The sequence below is a fragment of the Roseovarius aestuariivivens genome (assembly GCF_004761875.1).
Lineage (GTDB): Bacteria > Pseudomonadota > Alphaproteobacteria > Rhodobacterales > Rhodobacteraceae > Roseovarius > Roseovarius aestuariivivens.
In genome coordinates this window covers 99,240-120,352 of record NZ_SJEY01000004.1, presented here as the reverse complement: position 1 = coordinate 120,352, position 21,113 = coordinate 99,240, and the positions used below count along the sequence as shown (strand labels likewise).

At 64.6% G+C, this 21,113-nt stretch carries 24 protein-coding genes; 14 read left to right on the top strand and 10 right to left on the bottom strand.

Annotation, left to right across the window (positions count from 1 at the left end):
- Positions 1-186: 186 nt before the first annotated feature.
- The 3 genes from EZV60_RS08095 (at position 187) to EZV60_RS08085 (ending at position 4,488) form a co-directional block, all read left to right on the top strand.
- A complete protein-coding gene (locus EZV60_RS08095) occupies positions 187-1,833 on the top strand; it encodes an electron transfer flavoprotein-ubiquinone oxidoreductase (RefSeq protein ID WP_135504151.1) in 1,647 nt (548 codons plus the stop codon).
- Positions 1,834-1,949: 116 nt separating this feature from the next.
- Positions 1,950-3,665 carry a tetratricopeptide repeat protein gene (locus EZV60_RS08090; protein WP_245306250.1) on the top strand — a complete coding sequence of 572 codons (1,716 nt, stop codon included), beginning with the start codon at positions 1,950-1,952 and terminating at the stop codon, positions 3,663-3,665.
- Positions 3,655-4,488, top strand: a complete 834-nt coding sequence (locus EZV60_RS08085) for a 4-(cytidine 5'-diphospho)-2-C-methyl-D-erythritol kinase (RefSeq protein ID WP_135504146.1) — start codon at positions 3,655-3,657, stop codon at positions 4,486-4,488. Before EZV60_RS08090 ends, EZV60_RS08085 begins: the two co-directional genes overlap by 11 nt.
- Before the next feature lie 45 nt (positions 4,489-4,533).
- On the opposite strand, the gene EZV60_RS08080 is transcribed toward EZV60_RS08085, so the two are convergent.
- Positions 4,534-5,535: a polyprenyl synthetase family protein gene (locus EZV60_RS08080; RefSeq protein WP_135504145.1), complete on the bottom strand. Its 1,002-nt coding sequence runs from the start codon at positions 5,533-5,535 to the stop codon at positions 4,534-4,536.
- Between the two features lie 55 nt (positions 5,536-5,590).
- Between EZV60_RS08080 and EZV60_RS08075 the strand changes: the two genes are divergently transcribed.
- From EZV60_RS08075 to EZV60_RS08065, 3 genes are all read left to right on the top strand, one after another.
- Positions 5,591-5,809, top strand: coding sequence for a putative signal transducing protein (locus EZV60_RS08075; protein WP_135504143.1), 219 nt, complete (start codon positions 5,591-5,593; stop codon positions 5,807-5,809).
- Positions 5,799-6,566, top strand: a complete 768-nt coding sequence (locus tag EZV60_RS08070; RefSeq protein WP_135504141.1) for a tRNA1(Val) (adenine(37)-N6)-methyltransferase — start codon at positions 5,799-5,801, stop codon at positions 6,564-6,566. Before EZV60_RS08075 ends, EZV60_RS08070 begins: the two co-directional genes overlap by 11 nt.
- A gap of 116 nt (positions 6,567-6,682) precedes the next feature.
- Entirely contained in the window at positions 6,683-6,853 is a 171-nt protein-coding gene (locus tag EZV60_RS08065) for a YdcH family protein (protein ID WP_135504139.1), read from the top strand.
- Positions 6,854-7,023: 170 nt separating this feature from the next.
- Here the strand turns inward: EZV60_RS08065 and phbB are convergent, their stop codons facing one another.
- The 3 genes from phbB to EZV60_RS08050 all read right to left on the bottom strand — a co-directional run bounded on the left by phbB (position 7,024) and on the right by EZV60_RS08050 (position 10,058).
- Complete coding sequence (phbB, locus tag EZV60_RS08060; protein ID WP_135504137.1) at positions 7,024-7,746, bottom strand: acetoacetyl-CoA reductase; 723 nt, start codon at positions 7,744-7,746, stop codon at positions 7,024-7,026.
- A gap of 167 nt (positions 7,747-7,913) precedes the next feature.
- Positions 7,914-9,089 carry an acetyl-CoA C-acetyltransferase gene (locus EZV60_RS08055; protein WP_135504135.1) on the bottom strand — a complete coding sequence of 392 codons (1,176 nt, stop codon included), beginning with the start codon at positions 9,087-9,089 and terminating at the stop codon, positions 7,914-7,916.
- A gap of 129 nt (positions 9,090-9,218) precedes the next feature.
- The gene (locus EZV60_RS08050) at positions 9,219-10,058 is read right to left on the bottom strand and encodes an EAL domain-containing protein (protein ID WP_135504133.1); all 840 of its coding nucleotides are present in this window, start codon (positions 10,056-10,058) and stop codon (positions 9,219-9,221) included.
- A gap of 111 nt (positions 10,059-10,169) precedes the next feature.
- Here EZV60_RS08050 and EZV60_RS08045 point away from each other — a divergent pair, with 111 nt between their 5' ends.
- Positions 10,170-10,736 carry a DNA-3-methyladenine glycosylase I gene (locus EZV60_RS08045; RefSeq protein ID WP_135504131.1) on the top strand — a complete coding sequence of 189 codons (567 nt, stop codon included), beginning with the start codon at positions 10,170-10,172 and terminating at the stop codon, positions 10,734-10,736.
- Positions 10,737-10,751: 15 nt separating this feature from the next.
- Here EZV60_RS08045 and EZV60_RS08040 read toward each other — a convergent pair whose 3' ends face one another.
- From EZV60_RS08040 to EZV60_RS08030, 3 genes are all read right to left on the bottom strand, one after another.
- Positions 10,752-11,183 (bottom strand): nuclear transport factor 2 family protein, encoded by a 432-nt coding sequence (locus tag EZV60_RS08040; protein WP_135504129.1) that lies wholly within the window; start codon positions 11,181-11,183, stop codon positions 10,752-10,754.
- A gap of 169 nt (positions 11,184-11,352) precedes the next feature.
- The gene (locus EZV60_RS08035) at positions 11,353-11,592 is read right to left on the bottom strand and encodes a hypothetical protein (RefSeq protein ID WP_135504127.1); all 240 of its coding nucleotides are present in this window, start codon (positions 11,590-11,592) and stop codon (positions 11,353-11,355) included.
- Positions 11,593-11,745: 153 nt separating this feature from the next.
- The gene (locus EZV60_RS08030; protein ID WP_135504125.1) at positions 11,746-11,952 is read right to left on the bottom strand and encodes a cold-shock protein; all 207 of its coding nucleotides are present in this window, start codon (positions 11,950-11,952) and stop codon (positions 11,746-11,748) included.
- A gap of 265 nt (positions 11,953-12,217) precedes the next feature.
- Here EZV60_RS08030 and rlmN point away from each other — a divergent pair, with 265 nt between their 5' ends.
- From rlmN to EZV60_RS08005, 5 genes are all read left to right on the top strand, one after another.
- On the top strand, positions 12,218-13,399 hold the full coding sequence (gene rlmN, locus EZV60_RS08025; RefSeq protein WP_135504123.1) for a dual-specificity RNA methyltransferase RlmN: 1,182 nt from the start codon (positions 12,218-12,220) through the stop codon (positions 13,397-13,399).
- The gene (locus tag EZV60_RS08020) at positions 13,396-14,361 is read left to right on the top strand and encodes an amidoligase family protein (protein ID WP_135504121.1); all 966 of its coding nucleotides are present in this window, start codon (positions 13,396-13,398) and stop codon (positions 14,359-14,361) included. The genes rlmN and EZV60_RS08020 overlap by 4 nt, the downstream gene beginning before the upstream one ends.
- Complete coding sequence (locus EZV60_RS08015) at positions 14,336-15,073, top strand: gamma-glutamyl-gamma-aminobutyrate hydrolase family protein (protein ID WP_135504689.1); 738 nt, start codon at positions 14,336-14,338, stop codon at positions 15,071-15,073. Before EZV60_RS08020 ends, EZV60_RS08015 begins: the two co-directional genes overlap by 26 nt.
- A 233-nt stretch (positions 15,074-15,306) precedes the next feature.
- The gene (locus tag EZV60_RS08010) at positions 15,307-15,501 is read left to right on the top strand and encodes a hypothetical protein (protein ID WP_135504119.1); all 195 of its coding nucleotides are present in this window, start codon (positions 15,307-15,309) and stop codon (positions 15,499-15,501) included.
- 171 nt (positions 15,502-15,672) lie between these two features.
- A complete protein-coding gene (locus EZV60_RS08005) occupies positions 15,673-16,626 on the top strand; it encodes a homocysteine S-methyltransferase family protein (protein ID WP_135504117.1) in 954 nt (317 codons plus the stop codon).
- Positions 16,627-16,631: 5 nt separating this feature from the next.
- On the opposite strand, the gene EZV60_RS08000 is transcribed toward EZV60_RS08005, so the two are convergent.
- Positions 16,632-17,450, bottom strand: a complete 819-nt coding sequence (locus tag EZV60_RS08000) for a methyltransferase domain-containing protein (RefSeq protein ID WP_135504114.1) — start codon at positions 17,448-17,450, stop codon at positions 16,632-16,634.
- A 109-nt stretch (positions 17,451-17,559) separates the two neighbouring features.
- Positions 17,560-18,213: a hypothetical protein gene (locus tag EZV60_RS07995; RefSeq protein ID WP_135504112.1), complete on the bottom strand. Its 654-nt coding sequence runs from the start codon at positions 18,211-18,213 to the stop codon at positions 17,560-17,562.
- Positions 18,214-18,426: 213 nt separating this feature from the next.
- Here EZV60_RS07995 and EZV60_RS07990 point away from each other — a divergent pair, with 213 nt between their 5' ends.
- On the top strand, positions 18,427-19,299 hold the full coding sequence (locus EZV60_RS07990) for an S-methyl-5'-thioadenosine phosphorylase (RefSeq protein WP_135504110.1): 873 nt from the start codon (positions 18,427-18,429) through the stop codon (positions 19,297-19,299).
- Positions 19,300-19,313: 14 nt separating this feature from the next.
- On the opposite strand, the gene EZV60_RS07985 is transcribed toward EZV60_RS07990, so the two are convergent.
- Complete coding sequence (locus tag EZV60_RS07985) at positions 19,314-19,955, bottom strand: glutathione S-transferase family protein (RefSeq protein WP_135504107.1); 642 nt, start codon at positions 19,953-19,955, stop codon at positions 19,314-19,316.
- Positions 19,956-20,072: 117 nt separating this feature from the next.
- Between EZV60_RS07985 and EZV60_RS07980 the strand changes: the two genes are divergently transcribed.
- A complete protein-coding gene (locus EZV60_RS07980) occupies positions 20,073-21,032 on the top strand; it encodes a LysR substrate-binding domain-containing protein (protein ID WP_135504106.1) in 960 nt (319 codons plus the stop codon).
- Positions 21,033-21,113: the final 81 nt, after the last annotated feature.

The window sequence follows — 21,113 nt, the reverse complement described above, 5'->3', positions numbered from 1 at the left end:
GCGACGATTGCAAGTGGCGCGCGGCCCTCCGGGGGCACAATGGCCGGGCAGAGCGCGTAATTTTGCCGCTGTTGCGCGGGTGTAACGTCGTGTTCCAATTGACGGCGCGCAAGACCTCACGCTAACCAGATGCGAAATTTGATGTCCGGGCGACGCCCCCGGTGGACCCGAACGAAGGAGGACAGCATGTCCGACACAGAGCGCGAAACCATGGAATACGACGTCGTCATCGTCGGCGCGGGCCCGGCGGGCCTTTCGGCGGCGATCCGGCTCAAGCAGCTTGACCCGTCCCGCGAGGTCGTGGTGCTGGAAAAGGGTTCGGAAGTGGGGGCGCATATCCTGTCGGGCGCGGTGCTTGACCCCTGCGGCCTAAATGCGCTGATCCCGGACTGGAAGAAAAAGGGCGCGCCGCTGAACGTGCCGGTGAAGGAAGACAATTTCTACATGCTGGGCGAGGCCGGCAAGTTGCGCGTGCCGAACTGGCCGATGCCGCCGCTGATGAACAATCACGGCAATTACATCGTGTCGATGGGCAATGTGTGCCGCTGGATGGCCGAGCAGGCCGAAGAGCTGGGGGTCGAGATCTTTCCCGGCATGGCGTGTTCCGAGATCGTCTATGGCGAGAACGGCGAGGTGAAGGGCGTTGTGGCAGGTGAGTTCGGGCGCAACCCCGATGGCACGCCCGGGCCGAGCTATGAGCCGGGGATGGAGCTGCATGGCAAGTACGTGTTCCTGAGCGAGGGCGTGCGCGGGAGCCTGTCGAAAGAGGTGATCGCGAAATTCGACCTGTCGAAGGGCAAGGAGCCGCAGAAATTCGGCCTTGGCATGAAAGAGATCTGGGAAATCGACCCGGCCAAGCACCGCGAGGGCACGGTCACGCACACGATGGGCTGGCCCTTGGGCAAGAAGGCCGGGGGCGGATCGTTCATCTATCACCTTGAGAACAATCAGGTCTATGTCGGTTTCGTCGTCCACCTGAACTACAAGAACCCGCATCTTTACCCCTATATGGAGTTCCAGCAGTTCAAGCATCACCCCATGGTGGCCGAGCTTCTGAAGGGCGGCAAGCGCGTCGCCTATGGCGCGCGGGCGATCAGCGAGGGCGGCTATCAGTCGATGCCCAAGATGGTCGCGCCCGGTGTGGCGCTTCTGGGCTGTTCGGTCGGCATGGTCAACGTGCCGCGCATCAAGGGCAACCACAACGCGATGCTGTCGGGCAAGGCAGCGGCCGAGGCCGCGCATGCCGCCATCGAGGCGGGCCGCGCCAGCGACGAGCTGAGCGCCTACGAAAAAGAGGTGCGCGAGGGCGCCATCGGCAAGGACCTGATGAAGGTGCGCAACGTCAAGCCGATGTGGTCGAAATACGGCCTGGCGGCGTCGCTGACGCTGGGCGGATTCGACATGTGGACCAACACGCTGGGCTTTTCGGCCTTCGGCACTATGAGCCACGGCAAGTCGGACGCCGAGGCGACCGAACCGGCGAAGAACCACAAGGAAATCCAGTACCCCAAGCCCGATGGCAAGCTGAGCTTCGACCGGCTTACCAACGTGAGCTTCTCGATGACCAATCACGAGGAAAGCCAGCCCGCGCATCTCAAGCTCAAGGATGAGAGCATCCCGGTCAGCGTCAACCTGCCGAAATATGCCGGACCGTCGGCGCGGTACTGCCCGGCGGGGGTCTATGAGTTCGTGGAAAAGGACGGGGAACAGCAGTTCGTCATCAACTTCCAGAACTGCGTGCATTGCAAGACCTGCGACATCAAGGATCCGAGCCAGAACATCAACTGGACCACGCCGCAGGGCGGGGATGGGCCGAATTACCCCAACATGTGACGCGGCAGATCCGTTTAGGGTTTACAGGAGGGCGGCAAATGGGCCGCCCTCATTGCGTTGGGCGGCGCTGCATACTAGGCTCTGCGCCAAATCTTCAGAACACAGGCAGGCAGACCGTGACCATCAGATTCCTGAAAGCCGGGGCCGTTACGGCCACCCTCGCCGCGACCGCGATCCCCGCCACGGCGACCGAAGACGTGGGCGCCTATCTGGCGGCGCGGCAGGCAAGCTATGCCAATGACTTTTCCGCCGCCGCGCGGTATCTGAGCGAGGCGATCACGCGGGACAGTTCCAACCCCGCCCTGCTGGAAAACGCCGTCATCGCCTATATGGCGCTGGGCGATATCGACCGGGCCGCGACGGTGGCGCAGAAGATCGATGCGGAAGGCCTGCAAAGCCAGGTCGCCTTCATGGCGCTGATCGTCGAGGACATCGAAGCCGGCAATTATGACGCGGTGCTGGAGCGGCTGGAGGCGGGGCGCGGCATCGGGCAGCTGGCCGACGGGCTGACCCGGGCCTGGGTCCAACTGGGCCGGGGCGATGTGGACGCGGCCCTTGTCGCCTTCGATGCTGTCGCCGAGGAACGCGGGCTGCGCAGTTTCGCGCTTTATCACAAGGCCCTCGCGCTGGCCTCGGTCGGGGATTTCGAGGCCGCAGAGGCGATCTTTTCCGGCAATGGCGAAGCGCCGCTGCAGCGCACGCGGCGGGGCACCATCGCCTGGGCCGAGGTTCTGAGCCAGCTGGAGCGCAACGACGAAGCGGTCGCGGTGCTCGACGATGCTTTTGGCACGACGCTCGACCCCGAGATCGCGGCGCTGCGCGCAGAGCTGGAAAGCGGCCTGCCGGTGCCCTTCCGCCTGATCACGGGGGCCAAGGAGGGGCTGGCGGAGGTGTATTACTCCATCGGTCAGGCGCTGTTGAACGATGCGAGCGAGGATTACGTGCTGCTTTATGCACGCATGGCCGAGTACCTGCATCCGGGACATGTGGACGCGATCATCATGGCGGCCGAACTGCTGGAATCGCTGGAACGCTACGAGCTTGCGGTCGAGACCTACAAGCGCGTGCCGCGCGATCATCCGTCCTTTGCCGCGGCCGAGATGGGCCGCGCGGAATCGCTGCGCCGGGCGGAGAAGACCGACGCGGCCATCGAGGTTCTGGCGCAGCTGCGCGAGACCAATCCCGACCTGCCCCTGGTGCATGTCGCCGCCGGCGATCTTTATCGCCAGACCGAGGATTTCGCCGCCGCCGTCGCCGCCTATGACGCGGCGCTGGAACGGTACACGGCGCTGGAGAGCGACCAGTGGTTCGTGCGCTACGCCCGCGCCATCAGCCACGAGCGGCAGGGCAATTGGCAGGAGGCCGAGGCGGATTTCCGCAAGGCGCTGGAGCTGAACCCCGGACATCCGCAGGTGCTCAACTATCTCGGCTATTCGCTGGTGGAAAAGCAGATCAAGCTCGACGAGGCGCTGGCGATGATCGAGGAGGCGGTCGAGCGGCAGCCCGACAGCGGCTATATCGTCGACAGCCTCGGCTGGGTTCTCTACCGGCTGGGCCGCTATGACGAGGCCATCGGCCACATGGAGCGCGCCGCCGAACTGATGCCGGTGGATCCGGTGGTGAACGATCACCTGGGCGACGTGCTCTGGGCCGTGGGACGCAAGACCGAGGCGCGGTTTCAGTGGAAACGCGCGCTGTCCTTCGTGGACGAGGACGACCCGTCGCCCGATATCGACCCGGACCGAATCCGCCGCAAGCTTGAGGTCGGGCTGGACGAGGTTCTGGCCGAAGAGGGCGCGCCGCCGCTGAAGGTCGCAGACGATGACGGCTGAGGCGCTGGCACAGGCCAAGGTCAACCTGACCCTGCATGTCACGGGTCAGCGCGAGGATGGCTATCACCTGCTTGATTCGCTGGTGATGTTCGCCAATGTGGGCGACACGGTGCGCGTGAGCCTGGCCGATAAAACCAGCTTGCAGGTGACCGGCCCGATGGCCAAGGGCGTGCCCACGGACGAGAGCAACCTCGTCTGGAAGGCCGCACAGATGATGGACACGGATGCGAAGATCGCGCTGAAGAAGATCCTGCCGCATGCCGCCGGACTTGGCGGGGGATCGGCAGATGCCGCCGCGACGCTGCGCCTGATCAGCCGGCTGACGGGCAAGCCCATTCCCGACGATCTGACCGAAATTGGGGCCGATGTGCCGGTCTGCCTTGGCAACCGAGCGGCGCGGATGCGCAATATCGGCGACGAGATCACGCCGATGCGCGAACTGCCCGCGCTTTATGCCGTGCTGGTCAATCCCGGCCTCGCGGTGCCTACGAAAGAGGTGTTCGCGCGTCTGAAATCGCGGGAAAACCCACCGATGCCCGAGGCGATCCCGGAGAAGATGAGCGGCGCCGAACTGGCCGAGTGGATCCGGGGTATGCGCAACGATCTCGAAGAGGCCGCCATCGAGCTGCAGCCGCGCATTGCGCAGGTGCTGAACGCGATCGAGGTCACCGGGGGCTGCCGCCTTGCGCGCATGTCGGGGTCCGGGGGAACCTGTTTCGGGCTTTATCGCAACGCCGAAACCGCCGGATCGGCGGCGGGGCGCCTGCGCGAGGGCTTTCCGGCCTGGTGGGTCAAGAAAGCCAAGCTCAACGCGCCGGTCTGAGCCAGGTCGGCAGGTTATCTTGCATCGAGGGAATAGCGCCGCGCGTCAGGTGACGCGGGCCACCACGTAATCGGCCAGATCGTCGAGCATGTCGCGCACCGGATGATCGGGCAGCGCCGCCATTTGCGCGCGGGCCTTGGCCGACCAGCTGAGCGCATCCTGACGCGTCGCGTCGAGCGCGCCGTGCTTGTCCAGCAGGTGCAGCGCCTCTTCGAGATCGCCGTCGCGCTGATCGCCCTTTTCGATGGTGCGCGCCCAGAAGGCGCGCTCGGATTCGGTTGCCGCCGCAACCGCCTTGATCACCGGCAGGGTCAGCTTGCGTTCGCGGAAGTCGTCGCCGACATTCTTGCCGGTCGCCTTGGTGTCGCCCTGATAATCGAGCAGGTCGTCGACGATCTGGAAGGCGATACCGAGCGCGTCGCCATAGGAAAAAAGCGCGCCGATCTGGGCCTGATCGGCCCCGGCGATCACGCCGCCCACTTCGGTCGCCGCGGAAAAGAGCGCGGCGGTCTTGCCACGCACCACCTGCAGGTAGATGGCCTCGTCCGTCTTGAGGTTGCGCGCCGCGGTCAGCTGCAGCACCTCGCCCTCGGCGATGGTGGCGGAGGCGTTGGCGAGGATATCGAGCACCCGGAGCGAGCCGGTTTCGACCATCAGCTGAAAGGCGCGGGCGAAGAGATAATCGCCGGTCAGCACGCTCGACTTGTTGTCGAAGAGCAGGTTGGCGGTGGGCCGTCCGCGGCGTTGCGCGCTTTCGTCGACGACATCGTCGTGCAGAAGCGTGGCGGTGTGAATGAATTCCACCGTCGCGGCGAGATGCACGTCGAAGGTGCCGTCGTAGCCGCAAAGATCGGCTGCTGCGAGGGTCAGCATCGGGCGCAGGCGCTTGCCGCCGGCCTCGACCAGATGTGCGGTGACCTGTGGGATGCGCGGGGCATGGCGCGAGGCCATGCGATCGCGAATGAGCGCGTTCACGTCCCGCATCTTGGCCTCAAGATGCGCGGCCAAGGCCTCGTGCGGCTTGGTGGCGGCGTGATCCAATCCCATCTAACTCCTGTCACATGGCTCGACAAATAAAGCCCTGTGTCCTTAAGTCATCCCCATGAAACAGCTTCTCAGCACCACCGACCCGACCGTGATCGCCTTTGCCAAGGCCCTGCTTCAGGGCGAGGGTATAGACTGCTTTGAAATGGACGTAAATATGAGCATCCTCGAAGGCGGGATCGGAATTTTTCCGCGCCGCCTGATGGTTGTCGACGACGATCTGGAAGACGCGCAACAGGTGATGACCGACAACGGGATCTCAGTGAATGAGCGATAGCGCGGACGCCGATGTCACGCGCGACGCCTTTCTTGGCGGGGCCTTGCAGATCGCACAGCCGAAGGCGGGCTATCGCGCGGGCATCGACCCGGTTCTGCTCGCCGCGAGCCTGCCCGCGAGACCCGGAGAGCGGGTGCTGGAGCTGGGCTGTGGTGCGGGCGTGGCGGCGCTGTGCCTTGGGCGCCGGGTGCAGGGGGTGCATCTGACGGGTCTGGAGATCCAGCCCGGTTACGCCGATCTGGCGCGGGACAACGCAACATGCAATCGCATCGATCTGGAGGTGATCACCGGCGACCTTGCCAATCTGCCCGCTGACCTGCGCACGCGGCATTTCGATCACGTGATGGCGAACCCGCCCTATTTCGACCGCGCGGCCTCGACCCCGGCCACGGATTCGGGTCGGGAAACCGCGCTTGGCGAATCGACGCCGCTTGCCGCCTGGGTCGCGGCGGCAGCGAAACGCACGGCCCCGCGCGGCACCGTCACCTTTATCCAGCGCGCCGAGCGCCTACCCGAGCTTTTGGGCCACGCCGCGCAACACCTTGGAAGTCTTGAAGTTTTGCCGCTTGTCCCACGCGCGGGGCAGCCGGCGCGCCTGGTCCTGCTGCGCGGGCGGCGCGGCGGGCGGGCGGCTTTCAAGCTTCATAACGGGTGGGTTTTGCACGCGGGCGACCGGCACGAAAAGGACGGCGACAGCTATACGATGGCGACGACGGCGGTGCTTCGTCTTGGGGCCGCCCTGCCCTTTCCTGCCTGAAATTTCAACTTGTCCGGATTAAAGGATCGCCGACCGTGCGCGTGCGGCGTGACAGAATCCATTTTTTGTGCTGCACTCGAAGATGTCATTCAACATCATGAGAGGAGACGCATCTAATGAGCTTGAGTTCACATGTCGAGGAACTGAAGAAGAAACACAAATCCCTCTCGGAACAGGTTGAAACGGCCCAAAGGTCGCCAGGTTCCAGTGACTTTGAAATCGCCGAACTCAAGAAACAAAAGCTGCGGCTGAAGGAAGAGATCGAAAAGCTGTCCGTATCGGCCTGATACCGAGGGCGCTTGGGTGCCTTCCCGCAGCAAACGGAAAGACGGGGTTGGTCGCATGACCAGCCCCTTTTCTTTGGGGCGAAAAGTCCCGCGCGCGAGATCCTGAAGGGGGCACGAAAAAGGGCCGGTCGCGCGGACCGGCCCTTGTCGATTTGGTCGTCAAACCCCGATCAGGAGAAGAACTGACCGCCATTGGCCGAGATCGTCGAGCCGTTGATGAAGGCCGCGTCGTCGGACACGAGGAAGGTCACGCAGCGCGCGATCTCTTCCGGCTCGCCCAGACGGCCCGTCGGAATCATACCGATGATCGATTCGCGGACCTTTTCCGGCACCGCCATGACCATTTCGGTGGCGATATAACCCGGGCACACGGCGTTGACGGTGATGCCTTTGGAGGCGCCTTCCTGCGCGAGGCTGCGCACGAAGCCGAGATCACCCGCCTTGGTGGCGGCATAGTTGGCCTGGGCGAACTGGCCCTTTTGGCCGTTGACCGAGCTGATCACCACGACCCGGCCAAAGCCGCGCTCGCGCATGCCCGGCCAGACCGGGTGCACGGTGTTGAAGACGCCGGTGAGGTTGGTGTCGATGACCTCTTTCCACTGGTCCGGGGTCATCTTGTGGAAGGGCGCGTCACGGGTGATGCCCGCGTTGGCGACGACCACGTCGATCGGGCCGAGATCGGCCTCGACCGATGCGATACCTTCTTTGGAGGCGTCGTAATCGGCGGCGTTCCACTTGTAAGTCTTGATGCCGGTCGCCTCGGTGAAGGCCGCGGCCTTTTCGTCGTTGCCGGCATAGGTGGCGGCCACGGTGTAGCCCTCGGCCTTGAGCGCCTTTGAAATCGCCTCGCCGATGCCCCGGGTCCCGCCGGTAACAAGTGCTGTTCGTGCCATGAAATCCTCCGATTGGCTGAATATGTTTGAAAGTCTGTTACAGTCCACCGTCCAGATGCGCAACTTTATTGCGCAATCACATTACAGGTGTCTGCGGAAAGCTGTGTCCGGTCCGCTGGATCAAGGGACCAAGGCGGGGCATGCGCCCCGCCTGTGCCCTGGTTCGGTTACGGACGCTCGAGGCACATGGCGACACCCATGCCGCCGCCGATGCAGAGCGTGGCGAGGCCCTTCTTGGCGTCGCGGCGCTGCATCTCGAACAGGAGCGTGTTGAGGATCCGGCAGCCCGAGGCGCCGATCGGGTGACCGATGGCGATGGCGCCACCGTTCACATTCACGATCTCCGGATCCCAGCCCATGTCCTTGTTCACCGCACAGGCCTGCGCGGCGAAGGCCTCGTTGGCCTCGACAAGGTCGAGATCCTCGGCCTTCCAGCCGGCCTTTTCCAGCGCCTTGCGGCTGGCGTGGATGGGGCCGACGCCCATGATCGACGGATCGAGACCGGCGGTGGCGTAGGAGACGATGCGCGCGAGCGGCGTGATGCCCCGCTTCTCGGCGTTCTCGGCGCTCATCAGAAGAACGGCGGCGGCGCCGTCATTGATGCCCGACGCGTTGCCCGCGGTGACCGAGCCGTCCTTGGTGAAGGCCGGGCGCAGCTTGGTCATGTTGTCGATGGTCGCGCCGTGGCGGATATATTCGTCCTTGTCGACGACGATGTCGCCCTTGCGGGTCGAGACGGTGAAGGGGATCACCTCGTCATCGAAGCGGCCGGCCTTTTGCGCGGCCTCGGCCTTGTTCTGGCTGGCGAGCGCGAATTCGTCCTGCGCCTCGCGGCTGATCTGCCACTTTTCGGCGACGTTCTCGGCGGTCTGGCCCATGTGGTAGCCGTTGAAGGCGTCCCACAGGCCGTCGCGGATCATGGTGTCGATATATTTCACATCGCCCATCTTGTGGCCGGCGCGCAGATGCGCTGCATGGGTCGAGAGCGACATGTTCTCCTGACCGCCGGCGGCGACGACATCGGCATCGCCCAGCTGGATGTGCTGCGCGCCCAGCGCCACTGCACGCAGGCCCGAGCCGCAGACCTGGTTGATGCCCCAGGCGGCGCTTTCGATGGGCAGGCCAGCATTGATATGGGCCTGACGCGCGGGGTTCTGGCCCTGCGCGGCGGTCAGGACCTGACCGAGGATGGTTTCGGACACCTCTGATTTTTCGATGCCCGCGCGGTCGACGATGGCCTCGAGCACGGCCGAGCCCAGGTCGTGGGCGGGCGTGCTGGCGAATGCGCCAGAGAAGGAGCCGACAGCGGTGCGCGCTGCCGATGCGATAACTACGTTGGTCATGGTATCCTCCACCATAAGTTCCATTCATGGCGGGGCAGAGCGGCCACGCCGGGGCGCGGCGTTCGGATTCCCGCCGTTGCCCGAGGGTTTACCTCAGGCAGAGACGGGCGGCAACGATGCGTTGTCACATTAGGCGAAGGCGACCTGTTCGCTGATTTCCTCCCACGGCGGATGAACCGTGGGCGCGCCGAAGAAATAGCCCTGCAGGCAATCGACACCGATCCGTTCCAGATAGGCCGCGTCGCAGGGCCGTTCGACGCTTTCGGCGACTGTGACGAGGTCGAACTGTTCGGCGATGCCCACCAGCGCCCGGGTCAGCACCTGATTATCGGGATCGTTGGCGATGCCGCGAATGAACTGCCCGTCGATCTTGAGGATGTCGAAGTAGAAATCGCGCAGATACCGGAAAGAGGTGAAGCCCGCGCCGAAATCGTCGAGTGCAAAGCTGATCCCCTTGCGCTGCAGGTCGGTCATGAAGCTGACCACCAGTTCCGGCACCAGCATGGCCGAGCTTTCCGTGATCTCGAGGATCAGCCGTTCGGCGATGGTGGGATCCTGCCCCAGCCCGCGTTTGAGCGAGCGCATCCAGCGCCCGTAACCGATAGAGCGCGCCGACATGTTGATCGAGAGCCGCAGACCCGGGAACTTGTGCAATGCGCGCAGGCCCTTTTCCAGCGCGAGGCAGTCGATGATGCGGCCCGTCTCGGTCGTTTCGATGGCGTGAATGAAATCGCGCGCGGGGATGATGCGCCCGGTCTCGTCGAGCACCCGCACCAGCCCCTCATAGAAGGCGGGCCGGGTCTGGCGCCCGGCGGGCACCACCGCCTGGTAGGCCAGCATCACGTCCTTGTGGCGGACCGCGGTGTCGACCATGTTGATGATCGACTGGTCCCGCGCCGTTACGGCATAGGCCAGCGGGTTGTGATGACCCGCTTCGACATCCGCCCATTTGTTCAGTTTCTGCCCCATGAAAATCTCCGCTCGCTTTGATGGCGAAGGTCGGCCACGGCTGCTAATTATTTGTTAAACAGCGCAGTTGAGTCAGATTGCGCGGATTGGCGGAAAACGGGAGGCCCGAGGATGGAAAGATGCGGCTGGGCGGGGCAGGATCCGATCTACCTTGCCTATCACGATACCGAGTGGGGCGTCCCCGATTACGACAGCCGCGCGCTGTGGGAAAAGCTTGTTCTCGACGGGTTTCAGGCCGGTCTGAGCTGGATCACCATCCTGCGCAAGCGCGAGAACTTTCGCGCGGCATTTCAAGGGTTTGACCCCGATATCATCGCCACATGGGGCGAGGCAGAGGTGACGCGCCTGCTGGCCGATCCCGGTATCATCCGCCACCGCGGCAAGATAGAGGCCACGATCGGTAACGCCCGCGTCTGGCAGTCGATCGAGGCCGAGCAGGGCTTTGACAGTTATCTCTGGGACCACGTCGGCGGACGGCCCATCCAGAACGCGTGGCGCACGCTGGCCGAGGTGCCGACCGAGACGGAAATCTCGCGCGAAATTTCGAAGGATTTGAAGAAACGCGGATTCAAGTTCTGCGGCCCCACCATCGTCTACGCCTTCATGCAGGCGGTGGGCATGGTCAACGACCATCTTGTGACCTGCCCCTGCCATGTTCCTGTGGCACGGCTGGGCTAGCGCAGGCCGCCAATTTCAGGCGGCCGGTGGCTGCAGGTCCCCGGGAACCGGGTTCGCGTCAGAGGCCTGATCCCACGCATGCGCGAGGATCGACCAGCGCCCCTCTGATTTCACAAGCAGGTAGCCGCTGATGTCGTGGCACACATCCGTTCCGTTTTCGAGAAGCTCCGACATTGCGAGAACCACGGCGATATTACCGAAACGCAGGATCTTCATGCCGCGCGTATGTTCCTCGAAACTGTTGAGATTCTGCCGCGCCACGGTTTCCATGCGTTCGATGAACGGCTCGAGCCCGCGCGGCTGCGCCGGACGGGCCGCACCGCAAACCACAGCTCCCTCAAGAAAATCCTCGCGGAAACTGTCCCAGTCAGGCTCGCTGTCGGCGCTCCAGCGCATGGGCTCGAAATGGTTGCCGATCAGATCGCGGATCTGGCTTTCGTCATCCATGGTGTCCCCCTCTCCCCAAACGATGCATCATCATACACCGTCTGGTGCTCTGCCCAAAATGGCAGGCAGGCACGGCCTGATGGCCCGCGCCGGTCACCCGAGATCTCGTTTCCTTGCCGCTGTCACGCTGCGGTGGCGCGGCTGAAATGACGTTCGCGCTTCGGTGGTCTTAGGTTTTTGCCGTCGTCTTGGTGGGGGCTTTCTTGCGGCTTTTGGCGGCTTTCGGCGGCTCGGCCGGGGTGTTGGCCTCACGCTCCAGTCGCGCGGCGCGCAGGCGCTTCATCTTGAGCTGCCGCTTTTCGGTTTCTTCGTCGAGCATGCCCCGCACGACGCGCGTGGTCTTTTCCATCGCGGTTTCGGCGCGCGGCGGCTGCGCCTTGAAAAGTGTTTCTTTGGTCGGTCGTGCCATGGAAATACTCCTTAAACTGGACGTCCGGCGCCGGTCGCGCCGGGTCTTGCAGCAGGGCGCCAACGCGGGACCCGGCAAGAAAAACGGGCGCTTCGTTTCCGAGACGCCCGTCCGATATGCTGTAAAAGGTCCCCTCGTCGGGGGACCGAAGGCTTAGGCCAGCGCGAGGTTGGCGGCGCTTTCGCGCCCGTCGCGGCCTGCTTCGATGTCGAAGGTCACCTTCTGATCATCGGCAAGACCGGTCAGGCCCGCCTGTTCGACGGCCGAGATGTGTACGAACACATCTTTGCTGCCGCCATCGGGGGCGATGAAGCCGAAACCTTTAGTTGCGTTGAACCATTTGACTGTGCCAGTGGCCATGTCATTGTCTCCTGTCTGTGATGCCCGCGAAATGCGGCATGTCGGCTAAGTTTTTGCAAAATCGAAAAAACTGAGCCGTGAGGAGCAGTGAGGCCGATAGCGGTAACGTCGCCAGACGTACATGGGGCTTTGCGCGCCGCTTTACAAGGCTTATCTTTCCGAAGGCCCGGTGCGGCGGCGCGCCGCCACGTCCACCCGACGAATGTTTTGGAATCGCGGCGCATCTCCTATATGAGCCGCAATCAGCCAACCGATTGTGAGCCCCATGACTGATACCGCGCCGATCACGCAAGACCTTGTCACGATCCCCCGCAAGCTGCCGGAGGGGCCGATCAACCTTGTCGGTCTCACGCGGACCGCGCTACGCGAGGTGCTGATCGCGCATGGCACGCCGGAAAAGCAGGCCAAGATGCGCGTCATCCAGATCTGGCAGTGGATCTATGGTTGGGGCGTGCGGGATTTCGACGCGATGACGAACCTGTCGAAGGCCTATCGCGCGGAGCTGGCCGAGCATTTCGTGATCGAGATCCCGGAAATCGTGAACCGGGAGATCAGCGCCGACGGCACCCGCAAATACCTGGTGCGGATCGCGGACGGGCACGAGGTGGAGACCGTTTATATCCCCGAGACGGATCGCGGCACGCTGTGCATCTCGTCCCAGGTCGGTTGCACGCTGACCTGTTCGTTCTGTCATACCGGCACGCAGAAGCTGGTGCGCAACCTCACCGCCGGAGAGATCATCGGCCAGGTGATGCTGGCGCGCGACGATCTGGACGAATGGCCCAAACCCGGCGTCGGCATGGGCACGGACGGGCCGCGCCTTCTGTCCAATATCGTGCTGATGGGCATGGGCGAGCCGCTTTATAATTTCGACAATGTGCGGGATGCCATGAAGATCGCCATGGATGGCGAGGGGATCGCGCTTTCCCGCCGCCGCATCACGCTTTCGACCTCGGGCGTCGTGCCCGAAATCGCCAAGACCGCCGAGGAGATCGGCTGCATGCTCGCCGTGTCGTTCCACGCCACCACCGACGAGGTGCGCGACAAGCTGGTGCCGATCAACAAGAAATGGAATATCGCCACGCTTCTCGACGCGCTCAAGGCCTATCCCAAGGCCTCCAATTCCGAGCGGATCACTTTTGAGTACGTGATGCTCAAGGACGTCAACGACAGCGACGAGGACGCCCGCCGTCTCGTGCAGCTGATCAAGGGCATCCCGGCCAAGATCAACCTGATCCCCTTCAACGAATGGCCCGGCGCCCCGCATCAGCGCAGCGACTGGGAGCGGATCGAGCGCTTTGCCGATATCGTCTACAAGGCGGGCTATGCCTCGCCTATCCGCACGCCCCGCGGCGAGGATATCATGGCTGCCTGCGGTCAGCTCAAATCCGCGACCCAACGCGCGCGCAAATCCCGCAAGGAGATCGAGGCCGAGGCGGGTCTGTGAGCGGGCGCGCGTTTGCGCCGCTTCCGACGCCTTTGACCGCCGAAGGCCGCCCCCGTCGCACCGGAGTGGAGATTGAGCTGGGCGGCCTCAGCGAAGCGCAGGTTGCGGAGATCTGCGCCGGTCACCTCGGCGGCACCGCCGCCCAGAAGGACAGCGCGATCTGGGCGGTGACGGGCACGCCGCTCGGGCCTCTCAAGGTCTATCTCGACACCGCCCTGCGCGAGGCCGACAAGACAGCGCTTCGCGATGCCGCGCTCAAGCTGGGGCGCGAGGTGATCCCCGTCGAGATCGTGACGGAGCCGCTCGACCGTGACGGTCTGATCGCGCTCGACGGGCTCCGCGCGGCGCTGCGGGCGGCCGGCGCGGTCGGCTCGGGCGGGGGGCTTTTCTTCGGCTTCGGCGTGCATCTCAACATAGAAATCGCCTCGGACGCGGCGGCGGACGTTGTGCGCCCGCTTCTGTCCTACGCGCTTCTCGAAGACTGGCTGCGCGAGGCCAATCCGATCGACCAGACGCGCCGCGTGCTGCCCTTCACCGCGCCCTACGCCACGGCGCTGGTGCGCGCGCTCATCGTGCTGGGACCGGAGGCGGGACTGCCGGCGGTGATGGACGCCTATCTCGAACATGCGGCCAGCCGGAACCATGGCCTCGACATGCTGCCGATCTTCGCACATCTGCATCCCGACATGATCGCGCCCGCCCTCAGCGAGGCGACCACGGCGCGGCCCGCCTTTCATTTCCGCCTGCCCGATTGCCGGATCGACGCGGCAGACTGGTCGCTCGACCATGAATGGCGGCGCTGGCGCACGGTGGAGCGGGTGGCGGCGCGGCCGGCCCTTCTGTCGGAACTCGCCACTGCCTGGACGGAAGAGCACGGGCCGGTGACGCTGACGCGCGGGCACTGGGCCCGCGCCGCGGGCGCGCTACTTGCCCATCATGACCTTGACGACGCCGGATCCTGAGCCGGGCCGCCCGCGCATCGCGGTCACGGTCTCGCGCCGGTCGGGCTGGCGGATCTTTCCGCTGGTCCGGCTGAACCTGTGGCTGGCCGGCGCCAGCGCGCTGCGATGGGACACGGCCCGAGACATCGACATGGGCGCGATCGACGGGGTGATCATCGGCGGTGGCGACGATATCTCGCCCGATCTCTACGGCGGGCAGATCACGCGCTCGGCCCGGCTCGACCCCGACCGCGACGCCATGGAGCGGGCGATTGTCGAAGAGGCCTTTGCCCGCGACACGCCGGTGCTTGGGATCTGCCGTGGCAGCCAGATGCTCAACGTGGCCTTGGGCGGCACGCTCGATCAGGATGCCTATGCCACACACGAGGCCAGCCGGAAATACCGCACCATCCTGCCGCGCAAGACAATCCATATCGAGCCGTGCACGCGGCTGGCCGGGCTGGTGGGCGAGGACGAGATGCGGGTCAATGCGCTGCATTCGCAGGCGGTGGCGACCCTGGGCGAGGGCCTGCGCGTCGCCGCGCGCGATCCCGGTGGCATGGTGCAGGCCATCGAGCGGATGTGGGACCCGTTTGCGATCGGGGTGCAGTGGCATCCCGAACATCTCTTTTACGCGCATCGCCAGCAACAGCTGTTCCGCGCGCTGGTCACCGCCGCAGGCGCCCGCCGCGACAGGGCGCCACAGCTTGCGCGGGTGGACCGCGACGCCTGAGGCGCGCCCGGCCCCGGGTGGCGACCCGGCCCTGGTTTCTTCTTAGTCAAAATTTCTCTGGGGGTTTGGGGGCAAAGCCCCCGGCCGGTCGGCGCGCACAGCGCGGCGAAACCCCGGTCTGCCGCCCGGGCCTGCCGCCAAATGTTCTTTTGCCCGCCCCGGTTCGGGCAGATTGCTGCCATAGACGTAAATTATCCCGGATCCAAAGACACAGTGTGGGAAGGAAGGAAACAATGGAACGCAACAGCACAGCACTCGAGATCCGGGACTTCGTGATTCGCGAGCGCAGCCGCGCCGTCTCGGAGCGGGAGTGGAAATTCCGCCTGCGCGGCTATGGCTACGGAATCCGCGACACGCAGGAGGGCCGGATCGTGACCTCGCTTCTGGGCGGGCGTGAGATCTGCCGGCTGAGCGCACAGCACGCCTGATCCGACTTCGCGATCGAAATCAACGACCGACACCTTGCGGGTTCGGCGCATGGCCGCACCCCGGAGGCAGCGGCACGCTCGATGAATTCGAGATCGCCTGAGCCAAAAAAATGGCCCGGATTTGGGGCGTGGCCGGACCCGTGATACCTTGGGGCAAAACGGGAGAGTGCCATGCCGGAGTTTCCGCCGCGGTTGGAAAACAAGTTCTACCTGACCGAGGGCGGGACGGAAACGGACGTGCTCTACAATTACGGTTTCGAGCTTCCAGAGTTCGCCATGTTTCCGCTGCTGGACGACCCGGAAGCGGACAAGGTGATCCGGGATCTCTATCGCCGCTATTTTGACGTGGCGGAAAAACACCAGACCGGGATGCTCGTCCTCGGGCATGACTACCGGGCCAGCCCGGATTGGGGCGCCAAGCTTGGCTATACCCCCGAGGGCCTGGCCGAGATGGAACGGCGCACCATCGGCTTTCTCGAAGATCTGCGTCGCGAATACGAGGGCCGGGTCTCGGACGTCTATATCGCCGGGTGCGTGGGCCCGCGTGGCGATGCCTATGGCACCGGCGGCGGGATCACGGAGAGCGAGGCGGAAGACTATCACGCGGTTCAGCTTAGCACGCTCAAGAGCACCTCGGCCGATATGGCAATCTCACTGACGCTCAACAACATCCCCGAGGCCATTGGCATCGTGCGCGCGGCCGCGGCCATCGGCATCCCCATCGGCATCAGCCTGACCCTGACGACCGAGGGACGATTGCGGTCGGGACCAAGCCTGCGCGAGGCCATCGAGGAAATCGACGAAAAAACCAACGGGGCTGCGGCGTGGTTCGGCACGAACTGCGCGCACCCCCTGGAATTCGCGACCGCACTGGCCGACGACGGCCCGTGGCTGGACCGGCTTCGGTATATCCGCCCGAATGCCGTGCAGATGGATCAGATCGCGCTGTGCAAACTGGGCCATCTTGAAGACGGCGATCCTGTCGAACTGGGTAGGCAGATGGGCGATGTCGCGCGCCGGTTTCCCCGCGCCGACATCCTTGGCGGATGCTGTGGCACGGATGAGCGGCACCTGGGCGAAATTGCCAAGAACGTCAACGCCTGCCGCGGGGCCGCCAAGGTTTGACCGCCTCATCCCTTGCGCAGGACGTAGCCGTAGTAGTTGCACGCGCCGAAAAACGTGCCGTCCGCCGCCGCCGCCCTGAGATCGTCGGCAATTGCGGCGGCGGCGTCTTCGGACGCAACGCCCGCGCTGACGAGCATCGGACCGATCGAGTCGAGCAGCCCGGCGAAGAAATCGGGGCGTCCGGCCTCGGCGATGAGGTATGAAAAACACCGCTCCACCTTGAGGCCGGCCGCCTTCGCCATGCGCGGCAGGCGCCGCATGACCCGGGGCTGCGTCACCGTGGCCTCGATCATCGCCAAGTCGATTTCGGCGGCGCGGTCCGGATCGGCCGTCTCAAGCGTGGAAGAGGCGTAATCCCCGTCGAACACAACAATCGCGCCGCCGGGGGTCGTCACGCGCGCAGCCTCGGCGAGGGCCGCGGCCGGATCCTCGAGATGGCTGACAAGGGTGTGCAGGATGGTCACGTCGAAACGGCTGTCTTCCACCCCGAGCGCGCGGATATCGCCCGTGTCGAAGCGCAGTTTCTCCGCGCACCCCTCTGCGCGCGCCCGTTCGCGCGCCTCGGCAATCAAGGCAGGGCTGAGGTCGATGCCCGTGACCCTGCCCTGAAAATCCGGCAGACTGGCAATTTTCCGGGCCACAACACCGGTGCCGCAGCCCAGATCGAGCACCTCTTTCGCCTTGTCGATGGAGACCGCGCGCAGGTAGTCGTCGATCATACCTGCGAACCGCGCATCCCGCCCGCGTTCTTCCAGGCGCGAGATCATCATGCCAAGCATCTCTTCATCGACCTGATCGGTCATCCGGTATGGATCATCGGCCATGAGCGCGCCTCCTTCCCCGCTGGACGCACCGCGTCACGCCGTCGGGCTTTCCTCTCATCGATAGCAGATATCGGCCACGATGTCGCTCGGGCCGCGCCCGGCAACCGGATCACGGACCGTCGTGCCTTTGGCCGGGCGCATGGCTGCGGGGCGGCCCGAGAAGGAGCATTACGGCCAGGACGAGCCCCCCCGCCAAGGCGATGAGGAGCACAGGTGCGGGCCGGTCATAGGGTCCGCCGATCTCCACGAATGTCTCCTCGTCGCGCTTGCTGAGCAGGATCCAATAGGCCTGAGATTGCGACGGGGTCACGCTTTGCAAAAGCGCCGCCGGGTCGTCGGAGTTGTCCGGCGTGGGCACGTCGCGCCAGTATCGGATGTCGTGATGCGCAGCGAAATGCGCCCTTAGGGCATCAATGCCCATGGGCGACAGAAATGTGATGTGAAAGATGTCCGGACCGATCGAGCGGGACAGGTCCACGCGGTCCTCGGGCAGGTCGAGGCGCTGCAGCGCACCGAAGGTTAGCGCCATCCCGATCAGAACCGGCGCGACAAGCGCCGCCAGAACGGCCAGCCCGCCCTGCAACACGGTGACGCGCGGAGCCAGATAGGCAGCCCATCCCCGCCACTTGAGGCAATACGCCACGATCAGCCCGCCTGCGAAAACCAGAAGAAGCGGCGGCGGCCAGAGCAAATAGAGCGGCTGATGCATCAAAAGGCAGACGGCGAAGAAGCCGCCGATAACGAGGGTCAGAAGCGTGAGCATGTCCTTTGTCGTCCGCCCTTGCTAAGTTTGCCGAGGCGAGGCCCCGGCCGGAGGTCATGAAAGCCCGTGGCGGCCACCTGACCCATGATGCAGATCAATCGCGCGCCGCATCTCACCGGGTTTTCGAGCCGCCGAGTATCCCTGTGCGCGGGAAGGCTTGCAATCCCGGCGCTGTCGCGCTTGGCTTCGGGCGCAGCAATAGGGGCGAGGCGCATGGACAGCTATCTGGGCATTATCGGCGGATCGGGGCTTTACGAGATCGACGGGCTGGAAAAGACCGAATGGGTGGAGGTCAAAGGCCCCTTCGGCGCCCCGTCGGACGCGATCCTGACCGGGCGGCTGGAGGGGATGCCCATTGCCTTTCTGCCGCGCCATGGCCGGGGCCATGTGCATACGCCCACCTCGGTGCCCTATCGCGCCAATATCGACGCGCTCAAGCGCCTCGGCGTGACGGACGTGATCAGCCTTTCGGCCTGCGGATCCTTCCGCGAAGAGATAGCGCCGGGCGATTTCGTGATCGTGGACCAGTTCATCGACCGCACCTTTGCACGCGACAAATCCTTTTTCGGCCCCGGCTGTGTCGCGCATGTAAGCGTTGCGCACCCGACCTGCCCGCGCCTCGGCGCGGCCTGCGCCACGGCGGCGCGGGATGCGCAGGTGACGGTGCACGAGGGCGGCACGTATCTCGCCATGGAAGGTCCGCAATTCAGCACGCTGGCGGAGTCGAAGATGTACCGCCAAAGCTGGGGCGCCGATGTGATCGGCATGACCAACATGCCCGAGGCCAAGCTCGCCCGCGAGGCCGAGCTTTGCTATGCCTCCGTCGCCATGGTCACCGATTACGACAGCTGGCACCCCGAGCATGGCGAGGTGGATGTGACGCAAATCGTCGCCACCCTTCTGGGCAATGCCGACAAGGCCCGCGATCTTGTCCGCCGCCTGCCGGCCCTGCTTGGCGCCGACCGCGAGCCCTGCCGGCATGGCTGCGACCGGGCGCTGGAGCACGCCATCCTGACCGCACCCGAGGCCCGCAACGCGGAACTCGTGGCGCGGCTTGACGCGGTGGCGGGGCGCGTTCTGGGCTGAGGCCGAGCCGCCCCTCAAGCCTCGGCCGGATCAAGCAACCCGTGCATCCGAACCACCTTTTCAAAGGAGGGCCGCCCCGCGACGGCGTGGCAGACGGCCGCGATCCGCGGATGCCGAGACAGGAACGCCGGCCTGTCCGGGATCCAGAGGGTGAGCATCGTCAGGTAGATATCGAGACAGGAAAACCCACGCTTCAGAAAGCTGGTTCTGCCTTTGATCCCAGCCTCGAAAGAGGCGAAGATGGTTGCGAGATTCTGCTCGGCGATCCGCTTGATCCCGGCCTCGGCAGTCGGGTCGTCGGTGAATTGCTCGGGATGCCACGTGCGCGAGAAAACGGGATAGCCCTGCGTCGCCATGTGTAAGAGCCAGTAAAGAAATTCTGGCCTGTCGTGATCGTCGAGCGCAGGCACCAGACCCGCGTCCGGATGCCGGTCCCCGAGGGTCAGCATGATCGCGGCGGTTTCGCCGATCACGGGGCCGTCTTCAAGCTCCAGCGCGGGAATTCGCATGCTGGGACAGATGGCCTTGTAAGCTTGGCTGCGATGCTCGAAATTTCCCATATCTATATACTTAAGCTCGTAATTGGCGCCGATCTCTTCCAGCATGACATGCGGGCCGATGGAGCCCGAAAGTTTTTCCCAGTAAAGCCTGTACATCCCGTTTATCTCCGATGGCTGAAGGTGTGGTCCGGTCGCTGTTATCCTTCGGCCCTCGATCCGTTCTGTCACGCGGGATTATCTTGATTATCTTCATAGTTTTTCTTTACTTGTTTCATGCGACTTTCCCATCTGAACGCGCTCAAGGCGCTGGAGGCCACCTTGCGCCTTGGCAGTTTCACGAAGGCGGCCGAGGAACTTGGCGTTACGCCTGCCGCCGTGGGCCAGCAGGTTCGTGCCCTGGAGGCGCGGGTGGACACGGCCCTTTTCGACCGCGGCAAGACCGGCGTGGAAGCCACGCACGCCGCCCAGCGCGTGCGCGAACGGCTAAGCTTTCACATGGCGGGCCTTGCCGATGTTCTGGCCGATTTGCAGGACGCCACCGATGAGGCGCGGCTGAGCCTGACTTTGCCGGCGTCCTTTGCGGAAAACTGGTTCACGCGGCGCCTGCCCGCTTTCTGGCAGGCGCATCGCGATATCGACCTGCGACTGAACGCGTCGAACCGGATGATTGACCTTCAGAAAGAAGCGTTCGATTTCGCCCTTCGCTTTTGCGGCCCGCAGGGTGGCGAGGTGGACACGGTCGACCTTTTCGGGGATTTCGTCCTGCCGGTCTGCACCCCGCGCCTTGCCCAGCGCCATGGCCTGGCGTCCGACCGTGTCACGCTGGACGGTGTACCGCTCGTGCATCTGGACGATCGCACCCCGGACGACAGGTGGGCCGACTGGCCCAAATGGGCCAGCGCCTTTGGCGTGTCGACGGCCAATGCCGGGGGCGACCTGCGCTATCAGGAGGTCAATTCGGGCCTGAGTGCGGCCCGGCTCGAACAGGGGCTGGTTCTGGCGGGTCTCGTCGAGGCGCATGACGCACTTCTCGGGGGCGAGCTTGTGGCGCCGTTCGGGTTGTCGCGAAGCTGCCCCACCTCCTTTCGCTACCGCCTAGTTTGGCCGGCGCGCACACGGCGCAGCGCGGTGCAGGAGGGGTTCATCGACTGGCTGACCGAAGAGGCCGCGCGGTTCCGGGCATCGGTGGACCAGCTTTTCGAGGCCGATGACCGGGATGCATCACGCGCCTGACACAAGGCCCCTTGCACAGCGGGCCGGCATTGGCACTATGGGGCGCGGTCCGCTGATGGGCCGGGCCAGCCGGAGATGACC

Coding starts and splice junctions, on each gene's coding strand:
- EZV60_RS07980 (WP_135504106.1), top strand. CDS start 20,073: ATGCGACTTTCCCATCTGAACGCGCTCAAGGCGCTGGAGGCCACCTTG.
- EZV60_RS08095 (WP_135504151.1), top strand. CDS start 187: ATGTCCGACACAGAGCGCGAAACCATGGAATACGACGTCGTCATCGTC.
- EZV60_RS08055 (WP_135504135.1), bottom strand. CDS start 9,089: ATGACCAACGTAGTTATCGCATCGGCAGCGCGCACCGCTGTCGGCTCC.
- EZV60_RS08085 (WP_135504146.1), top strand. CDS start 3,655: ATGACGGCTGAGGCGCTGGCACAGGCCAAGGTCAACCTGACCCTGCAT.
- rlmN (WP_135504123.1), top strand. CDS start 12,218: ATGACTGATACCGCGCCGATCACGCAAGACCTTGTCACGATCCCCCGC.
- EZV60_RS08050 (WP_135504133.1), bottom strand. CDS start 10,058: ATGGGGCAGAAACTGAACAAATGGGCGGATGTCGAAGCGGGTCATCAC.
- EZV60_RS08030 (WP_135504125.1), bottom strand. CDS start 11,952: ATGGCCACTGGCACAGTCAAATGGTTCAACGCAACTAAAGGTTTCGGC.
- EZV60_RS08035 (WP_135504127.1), bottom strand. CDS start 11,592: ATGGCACGACCGACCAAAGAAACACTTTTCAAGGCGCAGCCGCCGCGC.
- phbB (WP_135504137.1), bottom strand. CDS start 7,746: ATGGCACGAACAGCACTTGTTACCGGCGGGACCCGGGGCATCGGCGAG.
- EZV60_RS08080 (WP_135504145.1), bottom strand. CDS start 5,535: ATGGGATTGGATCACGCCGCCACCAAGCCGCACGAGGCCTTGGCCGCG.
- EZV60_RS08070 (WP_135504141.1), top strand. CDS start 5,799: ATGAGCGATAGCGCGGACGCCGATGTCACGCGCGACGCCTTTCTTGGC.
- EZV60_RS08010 (WP_135504119.1), top strand. CDS start 15,307: ATGGAACGCAACAGCACAGCACTCGAGATCCGGGACTTCGTGATTCGC.
- EZV60_RS08045 (WP_135504131.1), top strand. CDS start 10,170: ATGGAAAGATGCGGCTGGGCGGGGCAGGATCCGATCTACCTTGCCTAT.
- EZV60_RS08005 (WP_135504117.1), top strand. CDS start 15,673: ATGCCGGAGTTTCCGCCGCGGTTGGAAAACAAGTTCTACCTGACCGAG.
- EZV60_RS08065 (WP_135504139.1), top strand. CDS start 6,683: ATGAGCTTGAGTTCACATGTCGAGGAACTGAAGAAGAAACACAAATCC.
- EZV60_RS08015 (WP_135504689.1), top strand. CDS start 14,336: ATGACCTTGACGACGCCGGATCCTGAGCCGGGCCGCCCGCGCATCGCG.
- EZV60_RS07985 (WP_135504107.1), bottom strand. CDS start 19,955: ATGTACAGGCTTTACTGGGAAAAACTTTCGGGCTCCATCGGCCCGCAT.
- EZV60_RS08040 (WP_135504129.1), bottom strand. CDS start 11,183: ATGGATGACGAAAGCCAGATCCGCGATCTGATCGGCAACCATTTCGAG.
- EZV60_RS07990 (WP_135504110.1), top strand. CDS start 18,427: ATGGACAGCTATCTGGGCATTATCGGCGGATCGGGGCTTTACGAGATC.
- EZV60_RS08000 (WP_135504114.1), bottom strand. CDS start 17,450: ATGGCCGATGATCCATACCGGATGACCGATCAGGTCGATGAAGAGATG.
- EZV60_RS07995 (WP_135504112.1), bottom strand. CDS start 18,213: ATGCTCACGCTTCTGACCCTCGTTATCGGCGGCTTCTTCGCCGTCTGC.
- EZV60_RS08075 (WP_135504143.1), top strand. CDS start 5,591: ATGAAACAGCTTCTCAGCACCACCGACCCGACCGTGATCGCCTTTGCC.